The sequence below is a fragment of the uncultured Corynebacterium sp. genome (assembly GCF_902782855.1).
In the GTDB taxonomy this organism is placed as follows: domain Bacteria; phylum Actinomycetota; class Actinomycetes; order Mycobacteriales; family Mycobacteriaceae; genus Corynebacterium.
Genome location: NZ_CACZOO010000216.1, coordinates 1 through 2,193, shown reverse-complemented (window position 1 = coordinate 2,193; position 2,193 = coordinate 1). Strand labels below are relative to the sequence as shown.

Sequence of the window (2,193 nt, the reverse complement as noted above, 5' to 3'; positions counted from 1 at the left end):
GTTACGAGAACGCCGCCAAGGTGGCCAAGGCCGCGCTTGCCGAGGGCAAGACCATCCGCCAGACCGTCATCGACATGGGCTTCGTCGACGGTGAGAAGCTCACCGAGGAGGAGCTGGACAAGCGCCTCGACGTGCTGGCCATGGCCAACACCGACCGCGACTAGTCACCACCGCTCCCCCCACACCCGGGACGCCGCCACCCTGCACCGGGTGGCGGCGTCTCCGCGTCCGGGGCTCCGCCTACCCTGGACACCATGATCTCCCTCCCCGACCACATCAGCGTCCGCGGGGCGCGGGTCAACAACCTCCGTGACATCGATGTCGACATCCCCCTCAACCGGTTGGTCGGCATCGCCGGTGTCTCGGGGTCCGGTAAATCCTCGCTGGCACTCGGGGTCCTCTACGCCGAAGGCTCCCGCCGCTACATCGACGCGCTGTCGACCTACACCCGCCGTCGGATGTCCACGTCCGCCCGGGCGGACGTGGATGCGGTGGAGCACGTCCCTGCCGCCCTCGCGCTGCGGCAGCGCCCCGCCGTCCCCGGCGTGCGGTCGACCTTCGGCACCTCGACCGAGCTGCTCAACGTCGTTCGGCTGATGTTCTCCCGACTCGCCGCCCACGTCTGTCCGCGCGGCCACCGCGTCCCGCCCTCACTCGCCGTGGCGGCGGAGACCCCGCTGACGTGTACAAAGTGCGGTGCCGAGGTCCACGCACCCGGCGCGGAGGATCTGGCGTTCAACTCCGGTGGAGCGTGCCGGCGCTGCGACGGCACCGGAGAGGTACGCACCGTCGATGACGCCACCCTCGTACCCGATCCCTCGAAATCCCTCGACGACGGCGCGGTGGCACCGTGGAACATGTTCGGATTCAATGTGCAGCCCGCCATCGCCCGGGAGTTCGGGGTCCGCACCGACGTTCCCTGGTCGGAGCTGACGGACGATGAGCGGCGGATCGTTGTCGACGGCCCGGAGGAGAAGAGACACATCGCGGTCACCTCGGTGAAGGGCGTCCATGAGCTCGACTTCACCTTCCGCAACGCCAGGCTCACCGTGCTCAGGGAGCTGGAGCGTGCCGGGGCGGACGAGTCCGGGAGGCGGTTGGCCAAGGTCGGACGGTTCCTCACCACCGGAACGTGCCCGGACTGCCACGGCACGCGACTGTCGGCTGCGGCCCGCGCCCCGAGGATCCGCAGCACAACGGGGACGCCGGCCCAGCAGAACCTGGCGGAGGTCACTGCGTTGCCGTTGCACGAGGTGCTGGTCTGGTCCGACGGGGTCGCCGCCGCGTTGCCGGAGGAGATGCGGCCGATGGCGCGGGGGTTGGTCGGCGCCCTGCGGTCCATGGCGCGGCGGCTCACTGAGCTCGGCCTCGGCTACCTCTCTCTGGACCGGGCGGGGTCGACCCTGTCGACCGGTGAGCGTCAGCGCGTCCAGCTGGCCCGCGCCGTGCGCAACCGGACCACCGGTGTCCTCTATGTGCTCGACGAACCGTCGATCGGGCTGCACCCGGCCAATGTCGACGGACTGCTCGGTGTGATGGAGGACCTCCGGTCCGACGGGAACTCGGTGGTCTTCGTCGACCACGATGTGCAGGTGCTGGCGCGGGCGGATCATCTCGTGGAGATCGGACCGGCGTCGGGCGCCGGTGGCGGGACAGTGGTGGCCACCGGCACCGTCGCCGACCTGGCGGCATCCGGGCGTTCCCGACTGGCGGGTTTCCTCACCGGTGCGGAGGATGTCGTCGTCCGCGCACGGGTGAGCCCGGACGAGGTGTTCTCCGTGGGCCGGATACACCTGACGACCACTGCGGTGCACACCGTGCATCCGCTGGACGTGGACCTGCCCGTGGGCAGGCTGACCGCGGTGACCGGCGTGTCCGGCTCGGGGAAGACCACCCTGGTCCTCGATTCCCTGGTGCCGGCGCTGCGTGGTGAACCGGTCCCCCATGTCGCGTCCCTCGACGCGCCGGTGGGGCTCCGGGTGCATGTCGTGGACGCCACCCCGATCGGCGTCAACGTCCGCTCGACCGTAGCGACCTATTCCGGGGTGATGGACGATCTGCGCGCCGCCTACGCCCGACTGCCGGAGGCCGGGGCTGACGGACTGACCGGCTCGGACTTCTCCTACAACACCGGATCCCGGGGGAACTCCCTGGCCTGCCCCCGGTGTGAGGGCACCGGGCGGATCTCGCTGG

The 2,193-nt window shown here is 70.4% G+C and carries 1 protein-coding gene and 1 pseudogene; both read left to right on the top strand.

Annotated features, from left to right (window positions below):
- Positions 1–164: pseudogene (gene aspA, locus QZV72_RS09245) on the top strand (aspartate ammonia-lyase); the annotation flags it as partial.
- Positions 165–254: 90 nt separating this feature from the next.
- Positions 255–2,193 (top strand): excinuclease ABC subunit UvrA (locus QZV72_RS09240; protein ID WP_297007674.1); only part of this gene is annotated, 1,939 nt, incomplete at its 3' end.